Source organism: Hymenobacter terrigena, assembly GCF_054776515.1.
Map to the genome: position 1 here is coordinate 14,736 of NZ_BAAHBU010000004.1, position 21,082 is coordinate 35,817.

At 60.6% G+C, this 21,082-nt stretch carries 19 protein-coding genes; 13 read left to right on the top strand and 6 right to left on the bottom strand.

From position 1 onward, the window contains the following. Nucleotides 1–36: 36 nt before the first annotated feature. Together ACYU7Q_RS16690 and upp are read right to left on the bottom strand one after the other, a co-directional pair. Entirely contained in the window at nt 37–489 is a 453-nt protein-coding gene (locus ACYU7Q_RS16690) for a hypothetical protein (RefSeq protein WP_460610578.1), read from the bottom strand. Between the two features lie 127 nt (nt 490–616). Next, entirely contained in the window at nt 617–1,327 is a 711-nt protein-coding gene (gene upp, locus ACYU7Q_RS16695) for a uracil phosphoribosyltransferase (RefSeq protein WP_460610579.1), read from the bottom strand. A 268-nt stretch (nt 1,328–1,595) separates the two neighbouring features. Here upp and ACYU7Q_RS16700 point away from each other — a divergent pair, with 268 nt between their 5' ends. The 9 genes from ACYU7Q_RS16700 to ACYU7Q_RS16740 all read left to right on the top strand — a co-directional run bounded on the left by ACYU7Q_RS16700 (nt 1,596) and on the right by ACYU7Q_RS16740 (nt 10,626). Further along, the gene (locus tag ACYU7Q_RS16700) at nt 1,596–3,608 is read left to right on the top strand and encodes a capsule assembly Wzi family protein (RefSeq protein ID WP_460610580.1); all 2,013 of its coding nucleotides are present in this window, start codon (nt 1,596–1,598) and stop codon (nt 3,606–3,608) included. Between the two features lie 143 nt (nt 3,609–3,751). After that, nucleotides 3,752–4,018: a four helix bundle protein gene (locus tag ACYU7Q_RS16705; RefSeq protein ID WP_460610581.1), complete on the top strand. Its 267-nt coding sequence runs from the start codon at nt 3,752–3,754 to the stop codon at nt 4,016–4,018. Between the two features lie 57 nt (nt 4,019–4,075). Then, complete coding sequence (locus tag ACYU7Q_RS16710) at nt 4,076–5,920, top strand: ABC transporter ATP-binding protein (protein WP_460610582.1); 1,845 nt, start codon at nt 4,076–4,078, stop codon at nt 5,918–5,920. Nucleotides 5,921–5,959: 39 nt separating this feature from the next. Next, the gene (locus ACYU7Q_RS16715) at nt 5,960–6,469 is read left to right on the top strand and encodes a hypothetical protein (protein WP_460610583.1); all 510 of its coding nucleotides are present in this window, start codon (nt 5,960–5,962) and stop codon (nt 6,467–6,469) included. 65 nt (nt 6,470–6,534) lie between these two features. Continuing rightward, complete coding sequence (lpcA, locus tag ACYU7Q_RS16720; RefSeq protein ID WP_460610584.1) at nt 6,535–7,125, top strand: D-sedoheptulose 7-phosphate isomerase; 591 nt, start codon at nt 6,535–6,537, stop codon at nt 7,123–7,125. Between the two features lie 200 nt (nt 7,126–7,325). Next, nucleotides 7,326–8,861, top strand: a complete 1,536-nt coding sequence (locus tag ACYU7Q_RS16725; RefSeq protein WP_460610585.1) for a YifB family Mg chelatase-like AAA ATPase — start codon at nt 7,326–7,328, stop codon at nt 8,859–8,861. Nucleotides 8,862–8,932: 71 nt separating this feature from the next. Continuing rightward, the gene (locus tag ACYU7Q_RS16730) at nt 8,933–9,244 is read left to right on the top strand and encodes a nucleotidyltransferase family protein (RefSeq protein WP_460610586.1); all 312 of its coding nucleotides are present in this window, start codon (nt 8,933–8,935) and stop codon (nt 9,242–9,244) included. Next, complete coding sequence (locus ACYU7Q_RS16735; RefSeq protein ID WP_460610587.1) at nt 9,216–9,599, top strand: HepT-like ribonuclease domain-containing protein; 384 nt, start codon at nt 9,216–9,218, stop codon at nt 9,597–9,599. Before ACYU7Q_RS16730 ends, ACYU7Q_RS16735 begins: the two co-directional genes overlap by 29 nt. Continuing rightward, nucleotides 9,592–10,626: a quinone-dependent dihydroorotate dehydrogenase gene (locus tag ACYU7Q_RS16740; RefSeq protein WP_460610588.1), complete on the top strand. Its 1,035-nt coding sequence runs from the start codon at nt 9,592–9,594 to the stop codon at nt 10,624–10,626. The genes ACYU7Q_RS16735 and ACYU7Q_RS16740 overlap by 8 nt, the downstream gene beginning before the upstream one ends. Here the strand turns inward: ACYU7Q_RS16740 and ACYU7Q_RS16745 are convergent. Beyond that, a complete protein-coding gene (locus tag ACYU7Q_RS16745; protein WP_460610589.1) occupies nt 10,568–11,254 on the bottom strand; it encodes a DUF2306 domain-containing protein in 687 nt (228 codons plus the stop codon). The genes ACYU7Q_RS16740 and ACYU7Q_RS16745 overlap by 59 nt on opposite strands. Before the next feature lie 130 nt (nt 11,255–11,384). Beyond that, entirely contained in the window at nt 11,385–12,509 is a 1,125-nt protein-coding gene (locus ACYU7Q_RS16750) for an acyloxyacyl hydrolase (RefSeq protein WP_460610590.1), read from the bottom strand. A gap of 228 nt (nt 12,510–12,737) precedes the next feature. On the opposite strand from ACYU7Q_RS16750, the gene ACYU7Q_RS16755 reads away from it, so the two are divergent. The 3 genes from ACYU7Q_RS16755 to ACYU7Q_RS16765 all read left to right on the top strand — a co-directional run bounded on the left by ACYU7Q_RS16755 (nt 12,738) and on the right by ACYU7Q_RS16765 (nt 14,940). After that, entirely contained in the window at nt 12,738–13,391 is a 654-nt protein-coding gene (locus ACYU7Q_RS16755; protein ID WP_460610591.1) for a porin family protein, read from the top strand. Nucleotides 13,392–13,596: 205 nt separating this feature from the next. Further along, entirely contained in the window at nt 13,597–14,196 is a 600-nt protein-coding gene (locus tag ACYU7Q_RS16760; RefSeq protein ID WP_460610592.1) for a porin family protein, read from the top strand. A 135-nt stretch (nt 14,197–14,331) separates the two neighbouring features. Continuing rightward, on the top strand, nt 14,332–14,940 hold the full coding sequence (locus ACYU7Q_RS16765) for a porin family protein (protein WP_460610593.1): 609 nt from the start codon (nt 14,332–14,334) through the stop codon (nt 14,938–14,940). A 79-nt stretch (nt 14,941–15,019) separates the two neighbouring features. Here the strand turns inward: ACYU7Q_RS16765 and ACYU7Q_RS16770 are convergent, their stop codons facing one another. After that, nucleotides 15,020–16,387 (bottom strand): M20 family dipeptidase, encoded by a 1,368-nt coding sequence (locus ACYU7Q_RS16770; RefSeq protein ID WP_460610594.1) that lies wholly within the window; start codon nt 16,385–16,387, stop codon nt 15,020–15,022. A 58-nt stretch (nt 16,388–16,445) separates the two neighbouring features. Then, nucleotides 16,446–17,024 carry a hypothetical protein gene (locus ACYU7Q_RS16775; RefSeq protein ID WP_460610595.1) on the bottom strand — a complete coding sequence of 193 codons (579 nt, stop codon included), beginning with the start codon at nt 17,022–17,024 and terminating at the stop codon, nt 16,446–16,448. A gap of 483 nt (nt 17,025–17,507) precedes the next feature. Between ACYU7Q_RS16775 and ACYU7Q_RS16780 the strand changes: the two genes are divergently transcribed. Continuing rightward, nucleotides 17,508–21,026, top strand: coding sequence for a T9SS type A sorting domain-containing protein (locus ACYU7Q_RS16780; RefSeq protein ID WP_460610596.1), 3,519 nt, complete (start codon nt 17,508–17,510; stop codon nt 21,024–21,026). The last annotated feature ends 56 nt before the right edge of the window (nt 21,027–21,082 follow it).

Genomic DNA, 21,082 nt, shown 5'->3' on the forward strand with positions numbered 1-21,082 from the left:
GCATTCAGCCCTCAGCCCTCAAAACTCAACCCTTTTCTAATGCCCGTGGTGAATCAAATGTCCGAAGTGGATGCTGGCGAAGGTGAGGGCCGAGCCCCAGAACACCGCGCTCAGGAACATGTGCAGCAGAATGCGCTGCCGCGGCACGCCCAGCAGTGTGGCGATGACCGTGCCACCAATGGGTGACAGCAGAATGGGCGTGAGGAAGGCAATGCCGCCCATCCCAAACTTGCGGAACACCTTGATGATATTGCGCGATTTCTTCGAAAAAATGGGTTCGCGGCGCAGGCGGCGCTGCTTCTGGCGGTGTTGCATCCAGACGCGGCCCACGCCGGAAAAGATGAACACACTGGTCATCATGCCGGCCACGGTGAGGGCCAGCGTGGGCCAGAAGTGCAGGCCCATGGAAGTACCGGCCAGTGGGCCGCCCAAAAACTTGACCGTGCTCAACAGGAACACGGACGCGCATTTAATGGCGGGGTGAAGCACGACGAAACGAAAAGGCAGGCGGCGGGTGAGAGGGAAACAACAACGCGGGGTGGGCGCATTGCAAAGATACCCCGTTTGGCGGGGCAGGGTTCCATTCTAGTGGTGCGAAGCGGCGCTTCGCACCACATCACAGCTTGCTGCCATAGGAAAGGTCGCCGGCATCGCCCAGGCCTGGCACGATGTAGGCGTGCTCATTGAGCTTTTCGTCGATGGCGGCTACCCACAAATTGGCTTCGGGGATTTCGCGGGCCACGTAGGCCAGGCCCTCGGGCGAGGCGATGACGGCGGCGATGTGCACCTGGCGCGGCATGCCGAAACGCAGCATGGCGCGGTAGGTTTGCACGAGGCTTTTGCCAGTGGCCAGCATGGGGTCGGCCAGGATGAGCACCCGCTCGTCGAGGCTGGGGGCGGATAAGTAATCGACCTGCACCTGTACCTGGGCGGTGCCTTCGATGCGATAAGCCGCCACGAAGGCACTGGGCGACTGGTCGAAATAATTCAGAAAACCTTGATGAAATGGTAACCCGGCGCGCAGCACGGTGGCCAGAACCGGGAAGTCGTGGAGCAGCTTGCCGGTGGTTTCGGCCAAGGGCGTCTGGATGGCTTTGTCGGTGTAGCTGAGGTGGGCGCTGATGCGGTAGGCGATGATTTCGCCCAGGCGCTGGAGGTTGCGGCGGAAGCGGAGGCTGTCCTTTTGCACGTCTTTGTCGCGCAGTTCGGCCAGGAAATGGTTGGCAATGCTGGGTTCGGCGCAGACAACGTGGATGTTGGCCAGGGCTTCGGTCGCATCGTGAGCGGCGGTGGCCGAAGCGGCGGAGGAAGGAAGCGGCGTGGCCATACAAACGGGATTTTGGTGAAGCATGCCAGGCAAACGGCTCGACCGGCAGCCCGAAGTTGGCACAAAAACGGGCGGTAGGCAAGAAAGCGGGCCGGAATTCGTCTTCGTCGCTACGGTCCTGCTACCGATTCGGGCAGGAACAGAGGCAGCGCCGTATTAGTCCTTTTCCACCCGCCAACGGCTTGCTGCGTAGGTTTGTTAAAAAATGGTGACGCCCGGCTTTTATCACGAAAGCAGAGCGTTGGTTTTATTCGGATTATCTGATTTTATGCATAAATCTCTGCTACTAACGGCTATTACGACGCTGCTGGCTGGTGCAGCGGTGGCCCAGACGCCGGCGGCCACTCCCGCTGGTGCCCCCGCACCCGCCGCGCCCACCGAAAAGTCGCCCTGGCTGATTTTCGACCAGCCGCTGGATACGGTAGCTACCCCAAGTACCAAGCGCCAACCCCGGGCAAAAACGGGGCGCAGCGCCTCCGCGCCCCGCGCCCCGCGTGCTACTGCGCCGCGCCCGGCCCAGGTTTCGCGCAACGGTTTTGAGGCCACGCAGGGCACGACTTACGTGCCGCTCGACCAAGATACTTACCGACTGATTGACCGCTACGCCATCAAGTTTGGCTCCGACTCGCTGCGCGACCCGCATACCAGCGTGCGGCCCTACACCCGAGCCGGGGTGGCCCATCTCGGCGAGCGCATCCTGAGCCCGGACAGCGCACAGGCCTACCGCGCCGGCAGCCTCTCCCGCGCCGACCGCTTCAACGCCCAATACCTGCTGAAAGACAACTGGGCCAACTCGGCCCAAGGCGCCGACCTCAACCAGAGTGCCCGGCCGTTCCTCAACTATTTCTACCGCGACCAGACCGATTTCTACCACGTTGACAACCCCGATTTCACGCTGCGCGTGAACCCGGTGGCGCTGCTGGCCATCGGCAAAGACAACAAGAACACCGACGGCGCGACCTACGTGAACACCCGTGGCGTGCAGGTTGAAGGCACGATTGACCAGCGCCTGGGTTTTTATGCTTTCCTGGCCGATAACCAGGAGGGTGTGCCGCAGTACGTGCGCAACCGCGTGGAGCGCGACACCATAGTCCCGCACGAGGGCTACTTCAAGCCCTACAAAGTGGCCGTGCTGGGCCAAAACAACCAGTATGACTTCTTTTCGGCGCGGGGCTACGTGACTTACGCGGCCACTAAGCACATTAATGTGCAGCTCGGGCACGACCGGAATTTCATCGGCAACGGCTACCGTTCGCTGATTTTATCGGACTACAGCGCGCCGTATTTCTTCCTGAAATTGAATACCCGCATCTGGAAATTCAACTACCAGAACCTGTTCGCGGAGCTGGCGGCCGAGAAGCGCAACGCCGACCAGGTGTACCCCAAGAAATACCTGGCGCTACACCACCTGAGCCTGGACGTGACCGACAATTTCAACATTGGCGTGTTTGAGTCGGTGATAGCCGGCTCGGCCAGCAACCGCTTCGAGCTACAGTATCTGAACCCGGTTATCTTCTACCGGGCCATCGAGCAGAACGTGGGTTCGCCGGATAATGCCATGCTGGGCCTCGATTTCAAATGGAATATCCTGCACACCGCCCAACTCTACGGGCAGGTAGTGCTCGACGAGTTCAAGCTGAGCGAAATCCGCGCCGGCAACGGTTGGTGGTCGAACAAGCAGGCCGTGCAGGTGGGCGCTAAATACATCGACGTGGCCGGGATTCGCAACCTCGATTTGCAGGCGGAGGTCAACTACATCCGGCCCTATACCTACCAGCACGTGTCGTATTACACGGCGTATACCAACTACCAGCAGCCCCTCGCCCACCCCATGGGCGCCAACCTGACCGAGGTACTGGGCGTGCTCAGCTACCAGCCCCTGCCCCGCCTGAACTTGGTGGCCAAGGCCATTTACACCGAGCAAGGGTTGGATTATGGGTACGATGCCGCGGGCAATATCATCACCGTTGGCCCACTGAGCAACGATGTTCCCGGAAGCGCCCTCACCACGGGCCGCCTGGCCAACTTCGGCGGCAACCCGCTCGTGCCCTACAACTCGCACCCGATGGACTACAACAACCGCACCGGCCAGGGCAATAAGAGTCGCCTGCTTCACACCGATTTCACGGCCACCTACCAGCCCCGCCTGAACCTGTTTCTGGACGCCAAGTTCATTGCCCGGCACCAGACCTACTCCCTCACCCCAGCGGCCAACGTGAACGAGGTGTACGCCTCGCTGGCCGTGCGCTGGAACATTGCCCAGCGCCTGCACGAATTTTAGTCATTTAACAATTATCATTTAACAGTTAACAGTTATTCTGATGATTGGCGGCAAGGCAAATGTGTTATATGAGAAGGCTTATGCCTTTGCCGTGCGGGTGGTGAAGGCTTACCAATTTCTCTCAACGGAGAAGCGAGTATGTTTTGTCGAAACAACTGCTGCGCTGTGGCACCAGTATCGGCGCAAATGTGACGGAGGCAAACGGTGCCATTTCAGACGCTGACTTTTCCGCCAAAATATCCATCGCCTACAAAGAATGTCTGGAAACCAAGTACTGGCTGAACCTGCTGCACGACACCGATTTTATTACCCCCAAAATGTTTGAAAGCATGTTCATCGATGCCGACGAGTTGGGCAAAATGCTTTTTACCACCCTGCGCTCTACCCGCCAGCTACGCAATGCCATTTAATCATTTACGTCGCTGAAACGACTGTTAAATGTTAAATGATAATTGTTAAATGAAAACATGAAGACTTATTTAAGAATCCTCCAGTACGCCCGGCCGCTGCTGGCCTTTCTGCCGCAGTACCTGCTGTACACGGTGCTCACCATCTTCTTCAGCATCGGCAACTTCACGCTGATTATCCCGCTGCTGAGCGTGCTGTTCGATAAAACAGACAAGGTGCCCATGCGCGCGCCCGACCACTTGCCGGCCTTTAAGCCCACCATTCAGTGGGTGACGGACACGTTCAACTACTTCTTTGCCGATGTGCTCACGGCCCACGGCAAAATGGGCGCGTTGGCCTTCGTGTGCGGCGTGGTGGTGGTGTCGGTGCTGCTGAGCAACGTGTTTCGCTACATGAGCCTGCGCCTGCTGGCCAAAGTGCGCGCCCGCGTCATCCGCAACCTGCGGCGCGACTTGTACCACCGCATCATCAGCCTGCAGTTGGGCTTTTTCGCGGGCGAGCGCAAGGGCGATTTGATGTCGCGCTTCACCGCTGACGTGCAGGAAGTGGAAACGTCGGTCGTGAACACCTTCACGGCCGTCATCAAGGAGCCGCTCACCATCATTGCCTATTTTCTGGTGCTGTTCCACATGTCGGTGCCGCTCACGCTGTTTACGCTGGTACTGCTGCCGGTTTCGGGGGGTATTATCGCTACCATCGCCAAGCGGCTGCGCACCCAAGCCAAACAGAGCCAGAAAACGCTGGGCTCGATGCTCTCCGTGATTGATGAGACGCTGGGCGGCATCCGGGTTATCAAGGCCTTTAATGCGCAGGAGTACATCAAGGGCAAGTTTGAGGAGCAGAACGACCAGTACGCCCGCACCTCACGCAACATCGACAACACCCGGGACTTGGCCTCGCCGTTTTCGGAGTTTGCAGGGGTTTCGGTGGTGGCCGGGTTGCTGTATTTCGGCGGCACGCTGATTCTGGGCGGGCAGTCGGCGCTCGACGGGGAGACATTTATTGGCTACGTGATTCTGTTTTCGCAGGTATTGACTCCCGCCAAAGCCCTGTCCAGCTCCTTTGGCAACATCCAGCGCGGACTGGTGGCCGGCGAGCGGGTGCTGAGCATCATCGACACTGAGCCCGCCATCCGCGACCGGCCCGATGCCACCGTGCTGCCGCCCTTCGAGCGCGAAATTGAATTCCACGACCTGAGCTTCAGCTACGGCGAAACGCCCGTACTCTACGACATCAACCTCCGCATCAAAAAAGGCCAGACCGTGGCCTTGGTGGGCGGCAGCGGCGGCGGCAAAAGCACCCTGGCCGACCTCCTCCCCCGCTTCTACGACCCCAGCGCCGGCCAGATTCTCATCGACGGCCACGACCTGCGCACCTGCTCCCTGCACTCGGTGCGCGACCAGATGGGCATCGTAACCCAGGAAAGCATCCTGTTCAACGACACCATTTTCAACAACATTCGCTTCAACACCGCCGCCACCGAGGCCGAGGTGATGGAAGCCGCCCGCATCGCCAACGCCCACGAATTCATTGTGGCCAGCCCCGAAGGCTACCAGACCGTCATCGGCGACCGGGGTTCGCGCCTTTCGGGCGGGCAGCGGCAACGCCTGAGCATTGCCCGCGCCATTCTGCGCAACCCGCCCATCCTCATTCTCGATGAAGCTACCTCGGCCCTCGACACCGAGAGCGAAAAACTCGTACAAGAAGCCTTGCAGCGCCTGATGCAGAACCGCACCTCGCTCGTCATCGCCCACCGCCTGAGCACCGTGCAGCACGCCGATGAAATCGTGGTGTTGCAGCACGGCCGCATCGTGGAGCGCGGCACGCACGATGAGCTGCTGCGGCGCGAGGGCGGCGTGTACCAGCGCCTGAGCTCGATGCAGACCAACGCCGCGCTGGTTTAAGAAACCCCTATCTTTCGTCCCAAACCAACTTTTTCCGCCATGCTCGCCCTCAAACGCATTGTCACCGTCGCCGTCATGATTTACCTGCTGCTGGCGCTGCTGTTCATTCTCGTTCCCGCCGTGCGCACCTCGGTGGCGGATATGGGCGCGGGCCTGTCGGTACCGGAAAAGGAACGGCAGTTTTTCTACGTCATGTTCGTGATTGGCACTGTAATTATGGCCCTGCACCTGCTCACCGAAAACCTCGACAGCGTGATGTTGCGCCGCACCGTGACCCAGCACGAAGGCAAAATAAACGAGCTGAAGGCCAAGCTCTACGACCAGCAGCAGCGCACCAGCATCACGCCTCCAGCCACCGGCCCGCGCACCATCGACGGCCGCAACCTCGATGCGCCCGTGGTGCGCGAGCAGCCCACGCAAAGCCAGGCGGCCGGCACCGTTAGCACCACGGAGAACCGGACACCTGACCACTTGCCCCAGCCTACTTTCCCCCAAACAGACCCCAGCCTGAGCAATACCCCGCCGGCCGACCGGCCGCCGCTGGCCTAATGCCTTATCTGTCATCCACTGCGCTCAGGATGACAGCCGATTTTTGTTATCCGATTACCCAAAAAGTGCCTGACGCCACCCTCCCCGACCTCATCCGCGCCGAGCTCACCGAAGCTCGCGCCGTACTCGACCGTTTCCTGGCCGACCCAGCTCACGTCGCCAGCATCGCCGCTGCCGCCGAGTTCATCGCCGCCAGCTTAAAAAATGGTGGCAAAGTCCTGACCTGCGGCAACGGCGGCAGCCTCTGCGACGCCCAACACTTCGCCGAGGAGCTCTCGGGCCGCTACCGCCAGAACCGCCGTGCCCTGGCTGCCATTGCCCTCACCGAAGCCTCGCACATGACCTGCGTGGCCAATGATTTCGGCTTCGAGTTCGTCTTCAGCCGCTTCGTGGAAGCCCTGGGCCGGCCTGGCGATGTACTGCTGGCCATTAGCACCAGCGGCAACTCGCCCAACATTTTGCGCGCCGCCGAGGCTGCCCGCGAGTTGGGCATGACCGTGGTTTCCCTCACCGGCAAAGATGGCGGCCAGCTCGCCGGGCTCAGCGATGTTGAGATTCGCGCGCCACACTCCGGTTACGCCGACCGGATTCAGGAAATCCATATCAAGGCCATTCACATCATGATTCTGATGATTGAGAAGCTGGTAATTGGCTAAAATCGATGCTGGCAAGCCCCAGCGGGGCGGCACTCATTCGCGCAAGTGTCGCCCCGCTGGGGCTTAACTGTTTGAAACAGCATAGCTGCTACCAAATATGCCGCCTCTCCGAGGCTTTGCAACGGATAGTTGCGGCTGTTTCCTAGCTTTACAGTCCAGTTGCTTTCCATCATCGCCATTCTATACTTCTACCCAACTCCATGCTTACCAAAACCTTCGGCTCGGCCGTGCAGGGCGTGAATGCCTACACCATCATCATCGAAGTGGTGGTTTCGGCAGGAACGGGGTTCAATGTGGTGGGCTTGCCGGATAACGCCATCAAGGAGAGCCAGCAGCGGATTGAGGCGGCGCTGAAGTTTCGGGGGTATCGCATGCCGCGCACCAAAACCGTGGTGAACATGGCCCCGGCCGACATTCGCAAGGAAGGCGCGGCTTACGATTTACCGATTGCGCTGGGCATTTTGCACGCCTCGCAGCAGCTGATGACGGAGCGTCTGCCGGAGTACGTGATAATGGGCGAAATGGCGCTGGATGGCGAGTTGAGGCCCATTAAAGGCGTGCTGCCCATTGCCATTCAGGCCCGCAAGGAAGGCTTCAAAGGCATCATCCTGCCCAAGGAAAACGCCGAGGAAGCAGCCATCGTCAACAACCTCGACGTGATTGCCGTGAGCAGCATGCAGGAGGCCATCGATTTCTTCGAGGGCCGGCTGGAAATCACGCCCACCGTGGTCGATACCCGCGACCTGTTTCAGCACACGGTGAACAAGTACACGGCCGACTTTGCCGACGTACAGGGTCAGGAAAACATCAAACGGGCGCTGGAAATAGCGGCCGCCGGTGGCCACAACGTGATTATGATTGGCCCACCCGGCGCGGGTAAAACCATGCTGGCCAAGCGCCTGCCCAGCATCCTGCCGCCCCTGAGCATGCAGGAGGCCCTGGAAACCACCAAAATCCACTCGGTAGCCGGCAAGCTGGCGGGCGGCGGCTTGCTGAGCACACGGCCCTTCCGCGCGCCGCACCACACCATTTCGGATGTGGCGCTGGTGGGCGGGGGCGGCAACCCGCAACCCGGCGAAATCTCGCTTTCGCACAACGGCGTGCTGTTTCTGGACGAGCTTCCCGAGTTCAAGCGCACGGTGCTGGAGGTGATGCGCCAGCCGCTGGAAGAGCGCCGCGTCACGATTTCCCGAGCGAAAATCAGCATTGAGTTTCCGGCAAATTTCATGTTAATTGCCAGCATGAACCCTTGCCCGTGTGGCTATTATAATCACCCTGAGAAGGAATGCGTGTGCGGCCCCGGCGTGGTGCAGAAATATCTGAACAAGGTGAGTGGTCCGCTGCTCGACCGGATTGATTTGCACGTCGAAGTCACGCCCGTGACGTTTGACCAGATGACGGAATCGCGCAAGTCCGAAACCAGCGCCGACATCCAGACGCGGGTAGACAAGGCCCGCCAAGTGCAGGAAAAGCGGTTTACGGATTACGTCGACATCCACTCCAACGCCATGATGCCGCCGCAGATGGTAAAGGACATCTGCCAAATCAGCGAAGACGGCCGCCAGCTACTGAAAACGGCTATGGAACGCCTCGGCCTCTCGGCCCGGGCTTACGACCGCATCCTGAAAGTGGCCCGCACTATTGCTGACCTGGCCGGGACTGACGAAATCGAAATTAACCACTTGGCCGAAGCCATTCAGTACCGCAGCCTCGATAGGGAAGGTTGGGCGGGTTAATCGGGTAATTACTCCGGGCTAATTCATTTAATTATTTCCGCTAATAATTCGGCAAGTGCGTAATTTGTGGCATGGCGCAATTACCCCATTCGCTGGAGCATATCAAGCAGGTATTAACTGCCTATTTTGCGGATAAACCTGTGCGCCGGGTGCAGGTATTCGGGTCGTATGCGCGAGGCGAAGCAACAGCGGAATCGGATTTAGATTTGATTGTGGAAATGGCTGCTCCGGCGGGTTGGGCTTACTTCAGCTACGCTGATGATTTGCAGGAGAAGCTGGGAATTAAAGTCGACTTGGGCAGTGGAGTATCCGATTACATCTACCGCTATATCGCCAATGACCTAAAAACGCTGTATGAGTCCAAAGAAAGACAGGCCGCGTGACCCCGACCGCGCCCGCCACATGGTGGAGGCCGCTAAATTGATTCTGGCATTCACGGCCGGTCGAACGTTTAATGACTTGCTGACAGATTTGCTTTTCCGCTCAGCAGTTGAGCGGCAATTTGAAATTTTGGGAGAAGCCAGTTCCCATATTTCCAGTGCGACGCAAGTTCTATGGCCATCCATCGAGTGGGTCCGTATCAAAAACTTTCGCAACCTACTAGCGCACGAATATTTTCGCACCGATTATGCGGAAGTGTGGAACATAGTGCAGAATCTGTTGCCAGCCTTACTGCCTACGCTGGAACAACTATTCGCCGACCTCGACCGGCAGTTTGGCCCCGATGCCCGTGTATAAATCCCTTGTAAAACCCCTCCTCTTCAATCTTGACGCCGAGCGCGCCCACCACCTCGTTTTCGACAATCTGCGCCGGGCGGCACGGGTGCCGGGCACCACGGCCCTGCTGCGGGCGCTGTATGACTTCCAGCATCCTAGTCTGGAACGCGAGGTTTTCGGGCTGAAATTCCCCAACCCGGTGGGGCTGGCGGCGGGGTTTGACAAGAACGCGGCGCTGACGGATGAACTGGCCACGCTGGGCTTCGGCTTCGTGGAAATTGGGACGGTGACGCCCCGGCCGCAGCCCGGCAACCCCGCGCCGCGCCTGTTCCGGCTGCCGCAGGACGAGGCGCTGGTGAACCGCATGGGTTTCAATAACGACGGGGCGGCCGTGGTGGCGGCGCGGCTGGCCCGGCGGCGCAATCGCCAACTCATCATCGGCGGCAACATTGGCAAGAACAAGGACACGCCCAACGAGCGCGCCGCCGAGGACTACGTGGCCGGCTTCGAGGCCCTGGCCGAGGAAGTCGACTATTTTGTGGTGAACGTGAGTTCGCCCAACACGCCCAATCTGCGTCAGCTGCAGGAAAAAAAGCCGCTGATTGAGCTATTGCAGCAGGTACAGCAGTGTAATCAGGCCCGCGCCACCCCGCGCCCGCTGCTCCTCAAAATTGCGCCCGACCTGACGGATTCACAGCTCGACGACATTCTGGAAATAGCCCGTGAAACCCGCCTGAGTGGCCTCGTAGCCACCAACACCACCATCAGCCGCGAAAACCTCAGCACCGAACCGGGCTACGTGGCCTCGCTGGGCGCGGGCGGTTTGAGCGGCAAACCACTGCGGGCGCGGGCCACGGAAGTCATTCGCTACCTGCACCGAAAATCGGATGGCGGGCTGCCAATTATCGGCGCCGGCGGCATCCACTCGGCGGCCGATGCGCAGGAAAAACTGGATGCTGGCGCTTCGCTGATTCAACTGTATACCGGCTTTATTTATGAAGGGCCGGCGCTGGTGAGCCGGATAAATCGGAGCCTGATACAAGGCTAGTCCGCTGCGTCTGCACGCGCTGGTGCCAGTAGCGGATGAGCGGCACCCCTAGCACCGTAGGCCAGAGGAAATTGTAGGGAAACGGGATGAAGTGCAGGCTGGTGACCGAAAACGCCGATACCGCCGCGATGTACGAGGCCAGAAATCCCGAAATGTGGTTCAGTAGCCACTGGTTTTTGGTCCAGCGGCCGGCATGGGCGTAGCCGCGCAGCTGGCGGAAGGCCGTGCCCGCGCCGAGGAAGCCGAACACGCCAACCGGAACATTGCGGGCGAAGATTGCATACCCCATCGTGCCCAGGAAAACCACCAGTCCCACGCCCGCCACAGCCCAATCAAACGCCGCCACGCGGGCATCCCAGGCCAGCTGTTTTAGAAACAAGGAGCGGTAGCCAAAGCCGGCCATATACAGGCTGAACACCGCCGTAAGCAGCAAAAACAGGCTGTGAATGTGCTGCGCGCCCGCTAGGGCCGTGCAGCCCGCCACCGCCATGGCCCAGAAAAACACCCGCCCCCAGCGCCGGTGCGCCGCCCCGCCCTTGCGCACGGCCAGCGCCACCGGGGCCACAAAAAAGCCCGTGAAGCCGGCGGCAATGTGTATCCAGCGGTTGATTTCGAAGAAGGTTTCCATGGCGCAGTCGGCAGGTGATGAATACTGTCGAAAGATGGCACACCACCCAACGTTGGTCGCGCAATAGGTACCCGAAGTGTCATCGATGGCTTCCGAAGCGGCGAAATACCTTTCCGAAAGCCTCCCTTCGTTAGCGTAAATCGATGGCCGGCTCGGGTCGGTGGCCGGGCAGCCGGGCTCCCACTTTAAACTCAATCACATCGGCCGCGCCGCGGTGGATTTTCAAATCAATGGCCCCGAATACGGCATCGGTGAAGTGGTACTTCAGTCCCAGCCGCTCGTAGTAGGCCGTGCTCGATTTGTAGGGCGCATACACGTAGAAACCCAGATGCGACACGAACGCCAGCCGGCCAAACAGCAGTTCGTGGCCGACGAATACACCCACCTTTTTCACGTCGGGCTGCTTGCCACCGGCGCGGGTGGTGTCTTCCAGGGTGGCCTTCAGGCTGCGGTCGTTGAAGCCTTCCACGCCCAGCAGCAGGTTCGATTTGCGGTTGACGCGACGGCCCACGGCCAGCGTCAGCGAGTTTACGAGGTATTTGTGCTTGTCGCCTTCGGTGCGCTGCTTGAAGCCCAAGCTGGTGCTCACGTTGATGAAATTGGTGCCGATTTCGGCCGGCAGCGGCCCGCCGGCATTGAACGTGGGGGCCGGCCGCAGCTCGTGGTAGTTCAGGCCCAGCACCACCGAGGGCAGGTTTACGCCGAAGTTGGGCTTGGTGGTGGCCCCGTTGGAGTAGTGGTTCAGGCCGGCGCCCACCAGCAGGCCCAGGTGCGGCGTGAGGGCGTAGTCGTACTCGAACCGGAACTGCAGCGTGGCGTTTAGGGCCGAGCTGGCGATGGTGTTTTTGTGGTTGGTTTCCTGATTATAGGGGTTGGTAAGGTAGGCCAGGCCCGCCCCTAGCCGGAAGCTGAAATCATGCTTCGGCCCGCGCGAAAACGTCTTGCTGATGTAGGGACTGGCCGCGAAAGCGTAACCCAGCACGGGGTTGTGAAAGTCGTAATACGTGAGCGCCAAGCCAATTTTCGGAAACTTGTACCAGGCGTGCCAGGGGGCGGCGCCGGTGGTCTGGCGCTGCAAATTGATTTCGAAGCCGGTGGGGTGCGACGCCACCAGATGTCGGATGGCATAGGTGTGCGCCATGATGATGCTGCCCTGGGCATAGGCACCCACTACAAAGGGCGCGTGCGGGGGGGCCGATGCCCCAGCAGTGTCGGGGGCTTGGGCAACAGCCTTGGGCGCGGCTAAGCTCCACATTAGCAGCGGCATTAGTGTCTTACTCACCTTTAAAATAGCGTCACCCATCATTCTTCTATACTGGACCGACGTCAAAAATAAGCCTCTGTAATGCTGATTGATAGATTCCAGACGAAAAAATAACCCTCGTTTTCCACAACCCCTGCTCCTTCGGGACCGGTATACACCCTGATTTTGAGTTGTGGCAACAGATTGTCTTCAGAATTCCTCTTATCATTTTTATCCCTCATGAAAAAAACAATCCTATCGCTGGCGTTGCTGGCTGGGCTAACCAGCGCGGCGCAAGCCCAAACCGGCCTCAAACTTGGCCTCAAAGGCGGCTTCAATGGCGCCACGTTCTCCGGAACCGACTCGAAAGGCTCGGAATACAAGGCAGGTTTCGCCGCCGGTGGCCTGCTTAACTACGGCTTCTCTGACCTGATTGCGGTGCAGGGTGAACTACTGTATTCGCAGAAGGGCGCTTCGATTGACGCGGCCAACAATACAACGTTCAAATCCACGCTGGGCTACATCGATGTGCCCATTCTCCTCAAGGTGACGGCCGGCAATGATGGCAAAGGGCTTTTCTTCGAGCTTGGCCCGCAGGGCAGCTTTGTGATTCACAACCGTGACTTTTACCAGGTAGGCAGCAACCAGACCACCGACAATACCAGCACCGATGCACTCAACAAAGCCGCAATCGGCTATGTGGCCGGCATTGGCTACCAGCTCACGAGCGGCCTCGGCCTCGGCATTCGCTACACCGGCGACGCGTCGCAGGTGTACAAGGATGGCGCTACCATCCCCTCCACCCTGGCTGGGATAACCAGCACCAACAAGGCTCCCAACGTGCACAATTCGGTATTCCAGTTCCAGGTGCATTACATGTTCGGCGGCAACTAGCCTTCGTTTTATCAGCCCGAAAGAGGTCCGGTTTCCACGTGAAGCCGGACCTCTTTTTTGTGCCGGTCCGGCAGGTTGGGTCTTTTCTATGGGCCCGGCGCTGCCACACCAGCAACTTATTTCCGGTGCGGTCGGTATATGCCCTCAACTCCATTTATGCAGCAGGCTTCCACCTGACTATCACTATCTTCACCATTTCTTCATAATGAAAAGAATCATTCTTCCCATCGCGCTGCTGGCCAGTACCATGGGGGTGGCGCAGGCGCAGCAGCCCGCCAATAGCATTGGTATCAAGGTCGGCTACGGCATCACCAGCCTGTCGGGTAGCAGCGGCAGCTACTCGTCGGTGACTCACTCGGCTTATCAGGCCGGCCTCATGGGCGACGTGTATTTTGGGGAAGTCCTTTCCTTTCACCCCGAAGCACTGTACACCAAGCAGTATTTCGACGCCAAGGACTTGCTCAACCAGAGCCGCGATATAGACTACATCAATGTGCCGCTGCTGGCCCGCTACCACGCCGACGGCCTGTTTTTTGAAGCCGGCCCGGAGGTCAACTTTGCGCTGTCGGGCAAAGACGAAGGCGGTGCCGACATCAAAAGCCGCGACGTAACGCCGGTGGCCCTCGACTACGTGGTGGGCCTGGGCTACGAGCTGCCGGTGGGCCTCTCGCTGGGCGTGCGCTACGACGGCGGCATCAGCCACACCTACAAGGATGCGGCGTCCAATGGTTTGGGCACCGGCAATCTGCGCTCCAGCACGTTCTGGTTTAATCTGGGCTACGCCTTTGGAGGTACAGGGCGCTAGGGAGCAACCTGCGACAACGCAAAAGCCCGGTTTCCGCAATGGAAACCGGGCTTTTGCGTTACGGACGGTGCGCGGGCTACCGGGCCGGCTGGCCGCCTGCCCGTAGCTTTGCGGCCTCATCCATCTACTTCGCTTATGAAAAAGACTCTTTTTACCCTCGCGCTGCTGGCCGGGCTCACGGGCGCGGCGCAGGCCCAGAACGTTTCGCTGGGTTTGAAGGCGGGCGCTACTTACTCCAACTTTGTGGGGGCCGATGCCAATGACTTAGGCTATAAGGACATTTTTGGCTTTCACGGCGGCATATTTGCCAATATTGGCATCACGGATATGTTTGCCTTTCAGCCCGAACTGCTGTACTCGCAAAAAGGGGCCAAGTCGCCTGCTCTCGCGGGGGGCGATGTTACCCGGCGCTTGCATTACCTGGATGTGCCGCTGGCCTTCCACGTCAATGCCGACGGGCTATTCTTTGAAGCGGGTCCGCAGGTAGGCTTTCTGCTGGCGGCCCAGGACAAGTATAACAGTTCCTCAACCACTCTCACCCGCTCCAACTTCAATACTCTCGACCTAGGCTACCTGGCTGGCTTGGGCTACCAGCGCAAAACCGGACCGGGCATTGGGCTGCGCTACAACGGTGCGTTCACCAACTACCGTCAGGCCGTCACGCTGGGCAATACCACCTACCAGAGCCGCATCCGCAACAGCGCGTTTCAGCTGTACCTCACGTATTCTTTCGGCGGGCGCTGAGCAGCAGCGCCTCCACAAAAAAGCCCGGCCTTCACGATGGAAGCCGGGCTTTTTTGATAATTATTCAACTTGCCAGCTGCTACTTGGCTGCCGCGTAGTTGCGGTAGAAGTGCGGGATGGTTTCGATGCCTTTCAGGAAATTGAAAACGCCGAAATGCTCATTGGGCGAGTGGATGGCGTCCGAGTCGAGCCCGAAGCCGAGCAGGACGGTATCCAACCCCAGTTCCGACTTGAACATGGCCACGATGGGGATGGAGCCGCCGCCGCGCGTGGGCACCGGGCGCTTGCCAAAGGTGGTTTCCATGGCATCGGCCGCAGCTTTATATGCCACCGAGTTGGTGGGCGTCACTACGGGCTCGCCGCCGTGGTGAGGGCGCACTTCCACCGTCACGCCCTGGGGCGCGATGCTTTCGAAGTGACGCTTGAATTTCTCGGTGATTTCGGCCGAAGTCTGGTGGGGCACGAGGCGCATCGAGATTTTGGCGTGAGCCTGCGAGGCAATGACGGTTTTGGCGCCCTCGCCGGTGTAGCCGCCCCAGATGCCGTTCACGTCCAGCGTGGGCCGGATGCTCGTGCGCTCCATGCTGCTGTAGCCTTTCTCGCCGTAGCTGTCGGGCAGGCCAATGCTCTTTTTGAATTCTTCTTCCGAGAACGGGGCTTTGGCCATTTCGGCGCGTTCGTCGGCGCTCAGCTCGTCCACGTTGTCGTAGAAGCCGGGGATGGTGATGTGGCCGTTGGCGTCGTGCAGGCTGGCAATCATCTCGCACAGGGCGTTGATGGGGTTTTGCACGGCGCCGCCGTAGAGACCGGAGTGCAGGTCGCGGTTGGGGCCGGTCACGGTTACTTCGTGGTAGCTCAGGCCGCGCAGGCCCACTTCAATGCTGGGCACGTCGTTGGCCAGGATGCCGGTATCGGAGATGAGAATGACGTCGGCTTTCAGCTTCTGCTTGTTGGCCTTCACGAAGATTTCGAGGTTATTGGAGCCGATTTCCTCCTCGCCCTCAAACATAAATTTGATGTTGCAGGGCACGCCGCCCTGGCCGTCGCGCATCATCATCTCGAAGGCTTTGACGTGCATATACACCTGGCCTTTGTCGTCGCAGGCGCCACGGGCGTAGATTTTCTCGTCCTTGATGACGGGTTCAAAGGGCGGCGAGGTCCACAGCTCGTAAGGGTCGGCGGGCTGCACGTCGTAGTGGCCGTACACCAGCACGGTTTTGGCCCCGGGCCCGGCCGCGAGGTATTCGCCGTACACAATGGGGTTGCCGGCCGTGGGGCAGATTTCCACGTTTTGCACGCCGGCTTCTTCGAGGCGGGTTTTGAGGTAGTCGGCGGCCTTAAGCACGTCGGCATGGAACTTAGGGTCGGCCGACACGGACGGGATGCGGAGCCAGTCCATCAGCTCATCGAGGAAGCGGGTTTGGTTATCGGCGAGGTAATTGGCCATGCGGAGCGAAGTTTGGGATGGGGTTGGGAATGCGGCGGTAAAAGTAGCGGGCTGGCAACTATTGCCGGGCATCCAGCACCAATTCCCGCACCATTACCTCGCCCAGCGCCCAGGCTGCGGCCCAGTCTTTCTCGGGGCTTTCGAAGGTGAGCAGGTAGAGCGTGTCGGTTTTGGCGTTGGCCAAGGCCAGCTGGTACACGATGCGCGGGTCGGCATCGGGCGGGGCGTCGCGGTAGCGCACCGTCCACTTGTGCCAAATGCCTTCGGTAGCAGCGGCCTTTTCCAGCACCTGCTGGCCCCGGCTGAAACCGGTGCGCATCATCAACAGCTCGGCGTACTCACTGGCGGAGCGCTTGGTATGGGCCGTGGCCTTGCGCACTATTTGCAGCGAAAGCCCGGTCTGAAACTCGCCGCTTTCGCCGATTTGCTCCTGGGTGAGGTAGTAGGTGGGCGCGCCCTTCTGGCCTTCGGCGCGGTAGTACCAGCCAGCGGGCAGCAGCGCGGCGGCCTTGCCATCGGGCAGCGCCTGCCAGGCAAAGCCGGCGGGCGGGGTGGCCAGCGGCGCATTGTAGCGCTGCGCGGCGGCCGGCCAGCATGCCAACGGCCCCATTAGCAGCAGGATTATCAGAAAGCGCATCCCTTAAAGGTAGTTGCTGTTTTCCCAAACGGACCTACAACAGCTGGCTTATATCTGGTTACCGCACGAAAGCCATATAACTACCTAACAGCCTAGCACATATGCAGCTATTCATCTTACTAAAATTAATTTTCAACGAGCAAACACCCTATTTCACCGTGCCAATCAATGCATTTAACGAGAATAAAACTGTACTTATTTAGGTCAGTCTAAATTTGTATGATTTGGCTGTTGCTGTTTTTTACCCAATTAAGTGAAACGTTCATATAAGCTTTAAGGTGGAAACAACCATTGGCTTAATTATCAAAATCTTATTCCCTTTTTGGGTCAGTACTAGCGAGTAGCACCGACCAACGTCAGCGGCCTTTTCGCGCAGTTTCTACATTCTTACTTATCACCCTCCTTTTCATGCAAAAAACACTACATTTCCACACCCATCAAATTCGCTTCTCAAGGCTTCGGCAGCAACCGCTGCTCGTGCTCTTGGGCTTACTTCTGTTCAGCACCGGGCTGTTTGCACCCGGCGCGTGGGCCCAAACGCCTACGCCGGGCCTCATTTTTAAGCCCGCCACGGCGGGCACGCCGGGCAGCGCGGTACTTGACCCCGACAACGACGGCTACGTATCATCCTCGGGTAAGGGATTTACAGTAGCCGACGGCGACGTCGGCAACGAAAGCGAGATTCCCTACCGCTACCTGCCGCAAGCCGTCACCAACGAGCCCAACGCCGACCTGCGCGTGGGCCCCAGCAACAAGTTCACTGACTTCGCCGACGTACCGGGCGGCGGCGGCTCGGTCGGCTTTTTTGTGGATGCCAAGGGCAACTATATGTTCCGCTTCCGGCTGGGCGGCGCGGCTCCCAACTCCAAGGGCTACAGCATTGCCATCGATACCGACAACAAGTTTGGCTTCAGTGGCCCCGAGGCCGACCCCAACGCCGTGGCCGGCAACCCCGGCTTCGAAATGGAAATTCTGCTGGCCTCCAACTTCGGCGTGCGACTGTACAACCTCGATGGCACGGCCAGCCCCACCGGCCCGGGCCCCGACAACTCCCTGCTGGAGCTGCCCTACGCGAGCTACGCCCAAAAGTCCGTGGCGGTGACCCGCAACAACGGCGACCTGGACGTTTTTTATGACTTTTACATTCCGCTGGCCACCATTCAGAATGCCTTTGGACCGCGCACGTTCTTCAACGGGGGCGGCACGGCCGCTCAGTTCTCGCTCAGCACGCCGCTGCGCATGGTGGCCAATACCATCATTGCGCCGCACAGCGTGACGCACTACCAGAACATCTCCGACATCTCCGGCGTGAACGACGCCTCCTACCCCACCGCCGACCTGGCCTTCATTCAGCTCATTGGCGGCGCCACGCCCACCAGCGGCACTGGCGTGCCCAACACGCCGGGCACCAGCCTGCCCGCCCGCACGGCCCCGCCGGTGGTGAAATCGCCGCTGCTGCAGGGTGCCACCGCGGTTAGCGGCACCTCCACCGAGGCGGGCGGCACGGCCATTACCGTGTATGTGAACGGCAACGCCCTGGGCACTACGGCCACGGTGCAGGCCGACGGCACCTGGACCCTGACGGGCGTGCCCGCGCTGGCTACCGGCGATTTGGTGAAAGCCACGGCCAAGGCCCCCAGCAAGTCGGCTTCGGCATTTTCCAGCGATGTGCGGGTGGGCAATACCCCGGCCTGCGCCACGGCGGCCCCGGCCGTCACCTGCTCCAGCGACCGTGGCGTTTACGGCACTGCGGCCCCCGGGGCCACGGTGTACCTGCGCTACCCCAACGGAGACTTGGTGCCTTTCGGCGGCAACAAGCAAGTCACGACCAACCCCGTGACGGCCAACAGCAGCGGCAACTTCTACTTCACCACCGGCGGCGGCAACCTCACCGACTGCAACAACGGCCAGTCCAACTCCCTGCTCGGCACCTACCTGGTGACGCAAGTAGCCAGCGGCACGAGCTGCGAGTCGTCGGCCACGACGGTGTGCGTGGGCGCGGTAACGGCGGCGGCTACGCCGGTGGTTACCACGGCCCGGCCCATCACGCCCAGCACCACCAGCCTGGTGGGCACGGCCACTTCCGGGGCCATCGTCACGCTGTTTGTGGATGGCAGCCGCTTTGGCAGCGTTACGGCCACCGGGGGCAACTTCACTTTTTCGGGCACGGCGCTGCCCACGCTCACCGCCGGCCGCGTGCTCACGCTGAACGCCACCATGAACGGCGCGTCGTGCGCGTCGGGGAATGTGACGCTGAACGTGGTGGTCCCCCGTACCGTGACCCCGCCCGTGGTAAACGCCCCGCTGAGCACCGGTGCCACCAGCGTAACCGGCACCTCGGTGGAAGCCCCCGGCTCCACCATCACCCTCACTACTTACTTGACTACGGACGGCACGGGCACCGCCACGGCCACGTATACCACCACCGTACAAGCCAACGGCACCTGGACCGTGACCGTGCCGGCCCGGGCGGTGAACACCAGCGTGAAGGCCACCGTGACCCCGGTGGACTACGGCACCAGCGGCTTTTCCAACGTGGTGCCGGTGCTCGACCGCACCACGAGCGCGCCCGTCATTAGCGGCAGCTACAACGAGAAGGACACTTCGGTATCGGGCACTTCGGGCGCGGCCGTGGGCAGCGTCATTACGGTGTACATCGATGGCGGCTTTCCCATTGGCACCACCACGGTACAGGCCGGCGGCACCTGGACCCTCACGGGCCTGAGCGACGGCAGCGGTACGGGCTCCAACACGGTCTACCCGACGCTCTACGCCGGCGGTCTGCTCACGGCCACCGCCACCGAAACCAACAAGTTGCCCAGCGCCCTCTCCACGGCCGTGCAGGTGGGCTGCGCCACGCTGGCCAGCAAAACCATCTCGGCGGCTCCTATTTGCGTGAATAACGTGGCCACGTTCACCGTTCCAAACGTGGAGCCCGGCATCGTGTACTCGCTGCAAAACGCCGCCACGGGCTCCGACCTGCCCACCGGCCTGTCGCGCTTGGCCACTGGCACCGGCACCAGCTCGCTGGCCCTCGTCACCGAAGTATTCGGCACCGACGGCACGTTCCCCATCAAGCTGAACGCCTTTTCGATTGGGGCCGTGAACTGCTCCACTACGTCCCCGGCGTTCTCGCTCACGGTAAACCCGCTGCCGCTGGCCCGGACCGTGTCGGCCCAGAACGCAAACATTGCCACCTACCAGGCCGCCCGCCCCGGCACCAACATCATCGTGCAGAGCTCGCAAACGGGCGTATCGTACCAGCTGGTCAACATCAGCGCGACGCCCAATGCCAACGTGGGCGCGCCCCAGAACGGCACGAACGGCAACCTGAACCTGCCCACCGGCCCCGTGCCGACGCAGGCCACCAGCACGACGTATGCCGTGGTGGCCACCACCACGCCGGGCTGCTCGCAGCGCGTGGGCACGCAAACCATCACCTACAGCGGCCCCCTGCCCGTGGTGCTGACGGCCTTTGAAGCCCAGGCCGTGGGCAACGATGTGCAGCTGACGTGGCGCACGGCCCAGGAAGAAAACAACGACCATTTCGAAGTGGAGCGCTCGGCCGACGGCCAACGTTTCGCCACGGTGGCCCTGGTGGCTGGGGAAGGCACCCGCAACCAGCCGCAGAGCTACCAGACCACCGATGCCCAAAGCAGCCGTTTTGGCCAGCAGCTCTACTACCGCCTGCGCCAGGTAGACATCGACGGCACCCAGTCGTTCTCGCCGGTGCGGTCGGTGCGTTTTGCCGCCGATGCCGCCGCCACGGCCGTGCTCACTCCCAACCCCACTTCGCAGGATGCCCGGCTCGACCTGCTGGCCCTGCCGGCCGGCCAGTACACCGTGAGCGTGTTGGCCGCCACCGGCCAAACGCTGCTCACCCAGCAGCTGGCCGCCGGGCAGGTGCACACGCTGCCGGTGGCCGCCCTGCCCGCCGGCATCTACCTGGTCCGCATCACGGGGCCGGCCTTTCAGAAGGCCGTCCGTCTGGTGAAGGAATAAGCAGTTACCACGCCCTGTTACGGCGTAAAAAGCCCCGCCTGCTTTGCTGCAGACGG

Coding starts and splice junctions, on each gene's coding strand:
- upp (WP_460610579.1), bottom strand. CDS start 1,327: ATGGCCACGCCGCTTCCTTCCTCCGCCGCTTCGGCCACCGCCGCTCAC.
- ACYU7Q_RS16765 (WP_460610593.1), top strand. CDS start 14,332: ATGAAAAAGACTCTTTTTACCCTCGCGCTGCTGGCCGGGCTCACGGGC.
- ACYU7Q_RS16700 (WP_460610580.1), top strand. CDS start 1,596: ATGCATAAATCTCTGCTACTAACGGCTATTACGACGCTGCTGGCTGGT.
- ACYU7Q_RS16745 (WP_460610589.1), bottom strand. CDS start 11,254: ATGGAAACCTTCTTCGAAATCAACCGCTGGATACACATTGCCGCCGGC.
- ACYU7Q_RS16710 (WP_460610582.1), top strand. CDS start 4,076: ATGAAGACTTATTTAAGAATCCTCCAGTACGCCCGGCCGCTGCTGGCC.
- ACYU7Q_RS16725 (WP_460610585.1), top strand. CDS start 7,326: ATGCTTACCAAAACCTTCGGCTCGGCCGTGCAGGGCGTGAATGCCTAC.
- ACYU7Q_RS16775 (WP_460610595.1), bottom strand. CDS start 17,024: ATGCGCTTTCTGATAATCCTGCTGCTAATGGGGCCGTTGGCATGCTGG.
- ACYU7Q_RS16750 (WP_460610590.1), bottom strand. CDS start 12,509: ATGTGGAGCTTAGCCGCGCCCAAGGCTGTTGCCCAAGCCCCCGACACT.
- ACYU7Q_RS16715 (WP_460610583.1), top strand. CDS start 5,960: ATGCTCGCCCTCAAACGCATTGTCACCGTCGCCGTCATGATTTACCTG.
- ACYU7Q_RS16770 (WP_460610594.1), bottom strand. CDS start 16,387: ATGGCCAATTACCTCGCCGATAACCAAACCCGCTTCCTCGATGAGCTG.
- ACYU7Q_RS16760 (WP_460610592.1), top strand. CDS start 13,597: ATGAAAAGAATCATTCTTCCCATCGCGCTGCTGGCCAGTACCATGGGG.
- ACYU7Q_RS16735 (WP_460610587.1), top strand. CDS start 9,216: ATGAGTCCAAAGAAAGACAGGCCGCGTGACCCCGACCGCGCCCGCCAC.
- ACYU7Q_RS16730 (WP_460610586.1), top strand. CDS start 8,933: ATGGCGCAATTACCCCATTCGCTGGAGCATATCAAGCAGGTATTAACT.
- ACYU7Q_RS16755 (WP_460610591.1), top strand. CDS start 12,738: ATGAAAAAAACAATCCTATCGCTGGCGTTGCTGGCTGGGCTAACCAGC.